At 69.6% G+C, this 5,323-nt stretch carries 4 protein-coding genes; 1 reads left to right on the top strand and 3 read right to left on the bottom strand.

Features of this window, described 5'->3' with window-relative positions; genetic code table 11:
• Positions 1–84 precede the first annotated feature (84 nt).
• From ACZ6EJ_RS27670 to ACZ6EJ_RS27660, 3 genes are all read right to left on the bottom strand, one after another.
• On the bottom strand, positions 85–660 hold the full coding sequence (locus tag ACZ6EJ_RS27670) for a TerD family protein (RefSeq protein WP_469270932.1): 576 nt from the start codon (positions 658–660) through the stop codon (positions 85–87).
• 215 nt (positions 661–875) lie between these two features.
• The gene (locus ACZ6EJ_RS27665; protein ID WP_469270931.1) at positions 876–1,334 is read right to left on the bottom strand and encodes a peroxiredoxin; all 459 of its coding nucleotides are present in this window, start codon (positions 1,332–1,334) and stop codon (positions 876–878) included.
• Between the two features lie 167 nt (positions 1,335–1,501).
• Positions 1,502–1,939, bottom strand: coding sequence for a DUF3052 domain-containing protein (locus tag ACZ6EJ_RS27660; protein WP_469270930.1), 438 nt, complete (start codon positions 1,937–1,939; stop codon positions 1,502–1,504).
• A gap of 496 nt (positions 1,940–2,435) precedes the next feature.
• Between ACZ6EJ_RS27660 and aceE the strand changes: the two genes are divergently transcribed.
• The gene (aceE, locus tag ACZ6EJ_RS27655) at positions 2,436–5,177 is read left to right on the top strand and encodes a pyruvate dehydrogenase (acetyl-transferring), homodimeric type (protein WP_469270928.1); all 2,742 of its coding nucleotides are present in this window, start codon (positions 2,436–2,438) and stop codon (positions 5,175–5,177) included.
• Positions 5,178–5,323: the final 146 nt, after the last annotated feature.

Here is a 5,323-nt window from a genome sequence, read left to right as displayed (position 1 = left end):
CTTTTTTCGTCGTGTCCCCCCCCCCCCCCCCCCCCCCCCCCCCCCCCCCCCCCCCCCCCCCCCCCCCCCCCCCCCCGCAGCGGGTCAGACGTGGACGCCGAAGTCCTGCGCGATGCCGCGCAGACCCGAGGCGTACCCCTGGCCGATGGCGCGGAACTTCCACTCGGCGCCGTTGCGGTACAGCTCGCCGAAGACCATCGCGGTCTCCGTCGAGGCGTCCTCGCTCAGGTCGTAGCGGGCCAGCTCGGCGTTGTCGGCCTGGTTGACCACGCGGATGTAGGCGTTGCGCACCTGGCCGAAGCTCTGCTGCCGGCTCTCGGCCTCGTAGATCGAGACCGGGAAGACGATCTTGTGGACGTCGGCGGGGACCCTGGACAGGTCCACCTTGACGACCTCGTCGTCGCCCTCGCCCTCACCGGTGAGGTTGTCGCCGGTGTGCTCGACGGAGCCGTCCGGGCTCTTGAGGTTGTTGAAGAAGACGAAATTGCCGTCGTGGCCGACCTTGCCCTCGGCGTTCGTCAGCAGTGCGCTGGCGTCGAGGTCGAAGTCGCCGCCGGTGGTGGTGCGGGCGTCCCAGCCCAGACCGACGATGACCGCGGTCAGGTTGGGCGCGGCCTTGGTCAGCGAGACGTTGCCGCCCTTGCTGAGGCTGACTCCCACGAGTCCTCCCGTTGTTTTCTCAGGGGCCGGCAGAGTCCAGCGTCCCCGTGTTCGTTGGCATCGGATCAACGTTTGGATACTAGTGACCGGTTCCCGGCCAAAACAGGCTTTTGACCGCGCGCGGCCGGGAAGGGGCCGGCCGCGGGCCGCGACGGACCCCGGCCACGCCGGACCGCCGCCATGGCCCGCCCCCGCCCCGTGCGCCGCGCCCGGCCTCAGAGCGCCGCGAGCGCCTTCGTGTACTCGTTCAGGTCCCGCGCGTCCGGCAGGCCGTTCACGACGCTCCAGCGGACGACGCCCGCCTTGTCGATGACGAAGGTGCCGCGCACCGCGCACCCCTTGTCCTCGTCGAAGACGCCGTAGGCCCGCGAGGTCTCGCCGTGCGGCCAGAAGTCCGACAGCAGCGGGTACTCCAGCCCCTCCTGCTCGGCGAAGACCCGCAGGGTGTGGATGGAGTCGTTGGAGACGGCGAGGAGCTGGGTGTCGTCGTTCTCGAAGCGGGGCAGCTCGTCGCGGAGCGCGCACAGCTCGCCCGTGCAGACGCCGGTGAAGGCGAACGGGTAGAAGACGAGCACGACGTTCTTCTCGCCGCGGAACTCCGAGAGCCGCACGGTCCGGCCGTGGTTGTCCTTGAGCTGGAAGTCCGGTGCCTCGGTGCCGACCTCGATCGTCATGGAACACGCATCCCTTCGCCGTTTCTCCACACCCCGGCTCAGGTCCGTCCGGGTGATTCCCACCCTACGGGGCGCTCTGCGGCGGCGTGGCGCGTCCGGGCCGGGCGTGCGAGGGCCCCCGGAGGCGCGGGCGGCGTCTCCGGGGGCCCGGATGGTGCAAGAGTGGTTCAGCGCTTGGCCTTGGCCCCCTTGGGGGTGACCAGACGGCTGCCCGTCCAGTCCTTGCCCGCGCTGATGCTCTTGGTCTGGGCGAGACCGGCTGTCTGGGCAGCCTCGTTGATGTCGCTCGGTTCGACGTATCCGTCACGGCCGGTCTTCGGCGTCATCAGCCAGACCGTACCGCCGTCCTCGATCAGACCAATGGCATCCACCAGCGCGTCCGTAAGGTCGCCGTCCTCGTCACGGAACCAGAGCAGGACGACGTCGGCGACGTCGTCGTAGTCCTCGTCGACGAGTTCCTGGCCGGTAGTGGCCTCAATGCCCTCACGGAGCTCCAGCTCGACGTCGTCGTCGTAGCCGATCTCCTGGACCACCTGTCCGGGCTCGAACCCCAGGCGTGCTGCCGGGTTGGTCCGCTCCTCCGCGTGGTCCGCGGTCGCGCTCACGGGTTGCCTCCTGATCATGTCTTCGGAAAAAGCTGCCCTCGCGCGTGCGCGGGGCGTTGGCCGTAGTCCACACGGGCTCGGCGGATCGCGCAAGTACCCGGCGTGCGAGACCGCCCATACAGTGACGTTCCCTGCCACGTCGCCGCAAGTTCTGGCATGTCCCTCCGGGCTCCGCCAGGGTCGCCCCTGGATCGTCCCGGTTGTGTACGTCCTTCCTCAGCTTATGCCGTTTCGCTCCGCTGGTCGGAGTCGAGCGGCCTCGGGGAACGCTTGACCGCCCTGGGCGTAAGGTTGCGGTTTGCCCGCGTCCGGCCGCGCCCGGCCGAGGTTTTCCGCCCGTCGACGAGTTTTTCGCGGCCTTCGGGTTACCCGAGGGTAAAGATGACGTCCGGGCGCTCGCGGTAGCACGATGGAGGCGGCGCGCACAGAGTTGTCCCAGGGGGCGCGTCCCCCGTGACGGGCCCCGTAGAGCACCATCGAACAGCGAAGGAACAGTGTGGCTTCCGGACTCGATCGCAACCCGATCATCATTGGCGGCCTTCCGAGCCAGGTCCCGGATTTCGATCCGGAGGAGACGCGCGAATGGCTCGACTCCCTCGACGCCGCCGTCGACGAGCGCGGCCGTGAGCGGGCCCGCTACCTGATGCTCCGGCTCATCGAGCGTGCGCGCGAGAAGCGCGTCGCGGTGCCGGAGATGCGCAGCACGGACTACGTGAACACGATCGCCACGAAGGACGAGCCGTTCTTCCCCGGCGACGAGGAGATCGAGCGGAAGATCCTCAACGCGACCCGCTGGAACGCCGCCGTGATGGTCTCGCGGGCGCAGCGTCCCGGCATCGGCGTCGGCGGCCACATCGCCACCTTCGCCTCCTCTGCCTCGCTGTACGACGTGGGCTTCAACCACTTCTTCCGGGGCAAGGACGGGGGCGACGGCGGCGACCAGATCTTCTTCCAGGGCCACGCCTCCCCCGGCATCTACGCCCGCGCCTTCCTGCTGGACCGGTTGAGCGAGGCGCAGCTCGACGGGTTCCGCCAGGAGAAGTCGAAGGCCCCGAACGGCCTCTCCAGCTATCCGCACCCGCGGTCGATGCCGGACTTCTGGGAGTTCCCGACCGTCTCGATGGGCCTCGGCCCGCTCGGGGCGATCTACCAGGCGCGGATGAACCGCTACATGGAGGCGCGCGGGATCGCGGACACCTCCCGGTCGCACGTGTGGGCGTACCTGGGCGACGGCGAGATGGACGAGCCGGAGTCGCTGGGCCAGTTGTCCATCGCGGCCCGTGAGGGCCTGGACAACCTGACCTTCGTCGTCAACTGCAACCTCCAGCGGCTCGACGGCCCGGTGCGCGGCAACGGCAAGATCATCCAGGAGTTGGAGTCGCAGTTCCGCGGGGCCGGCTGGAACGTCATCAAGCTGGTCTGGGACCGCTCCTGGGACCCGCTGCTCGCGCAGGACCGCACGGGCATCCTGGTGAACAAGCTGAACACCACGCCGGACGGCCAGTTCCAGACGTACGCCACGGAGACCGGGGCCTACATCCGCGAGCACTTCTTCGGCGACGACCCGCGGCTGCGGGACATGGTCAAGGACATGTCCGACCAGCAGATCCTGCACCTGGGCCGCGGTGGCCACGACCACCGCAAGGTCTACGCGGCGTACGCGGCGGCCAAGGCGCACAAGGGCCAGCCGACGGTGATCCTCGCGCAGACGGTCAAGGGCTGGACGCTGGGGCCGAACTTCGAGGGCCGCAACGCCACCCACCAGATGAAGAAGCTGACGGTCGAGGACCTCAAGCGCTTCCGGGACCGGCTGCACATCCCGATCACCGACCGGCAGTTGGACGAGGGGTATCCGCCTTACTACCATCCGGGGCGCGATTCCGAGGAGATCCAGTACATGCACGACCGCCGCCGGAGTCTGGACGGTTACGTCCCGACCCGCGTGGTGCGTGCCGCGGCGCTGCCCGTACCCGGGGACAAGACGTTCGCGGCGGCGAAGAAGGGATCGGGCCAGCAGTCGATCGCCACCACCATGGCGTTCGTCCGGATCCTGAAGGACCTCATGCGGGACAAGGAGATCGGCCGGCGTTTCGTGCTGATCGCGCCCGATGAGTACCGCACGTTCGGCATGGACGCCTTCTTCCCGAGTGCGAAGATCTACAACCCGCTGGGTCAGCAGTACGAGGCGGTCGACCGTGATCTGCTGCTCGCGTACAAGGAGTCCCCGACGGGGCAGATGCTGCACGACGGCATCTCCGAGGCGGGCTGCACGGCCTCGCTGGTCGCGGCGGGCTCGGCCTACGCGACGCACGGCGAGCCGATGATCCCGGTGTACGTCTTCTACTCGATGTTCGGGTTCCAGCGCACCGGCGACCAGTTCTGGCAGATGGCCGACCAGTTGTCGCGCGGCTTCGTGCTCGGCGCGACCGCCGGGCGTACGACGCTGACCGGTGAGGGGCTCCAGCACGCGGACGGCCACTCGCAGTTGCTCGCCTCGACGAACCCGGCCTGTGTCGCCTACGACCCGGCCTACGGCTTCGAGATCGCGCACATCGTCAAGGACGGTCTGCGCCGGATGTACGGCGGGACGCCCGAGGAGAACGAGGACGTCTTCTACTACCTCACCGTCTACAACGAGCCGATCCAGCACCCGGCGGAGCCGGAGGACGTGGACGTCGAGGGCATCCTCAAGGGCATCCACCGCTTCAGCGCCGGCGAGAAGGGCGAGATCCCGGCCCAGATCATGGCGTCCGGCGTGGCGGTCCCCTGGGCGCTGGAGGCGCAGCGCATCCTCGCGGACGAGTGGAACGTCAGGGCGGACGTCTGGTCGGCGACCTCCTGGAACGAGCTGCGCCGCGAGGCCGTGGACGTCGAGCGGCACAACCTGCTGCACCCGGAGGAGGAGCAGCGCGTCCCGTACGTGACGCGCAAGCTCGGCGGGGCGCAGGGCCCGTTCGTGGCGGTCTCGGACTGGATGCGCTCGGTGCCGGACCAGATCGCACGCTGGGTGCCGGGGCCGTACCAGTCGCTGGGCGCGGACGGCTTCGGCTTCGCGGACACCCGCGGCGCGGCGCGCCGGTACTTCCACATCGACGCGCAGTCCATCGTGCTGGCCGTGCTCACGGAGCTGGCCAAGGAGGGCCGGATCGACCGGTCCGCGCTGAAGACGGCGATCGACCGCTACGAGCTGCTGGACGTGGCCGCGGCGGAGCCGGGCCCGGCGGGCGGCGACGCGTAGCGCGTACGGCGGGAGCGGCGCGGGGGGGGGGGGGGGGGGGGGGGGGACCCCCCCCCCCCGCGGTTTCTGGGCGCGGAGGTCGGTTTTCCCCACATTTGCAGAACCCCCACCAGGAGAGGGGTGGGGGGACCCAGGGCTTCCCCCCC

It is taken from the genome of Streptomyces sp. NPDC041970 (genome assembly GCF_055588985.1).
Note: the sequence above shows the minus strand (reverse complement) of the source record. Positions and strands in the feature narration are given on the sequence as shown.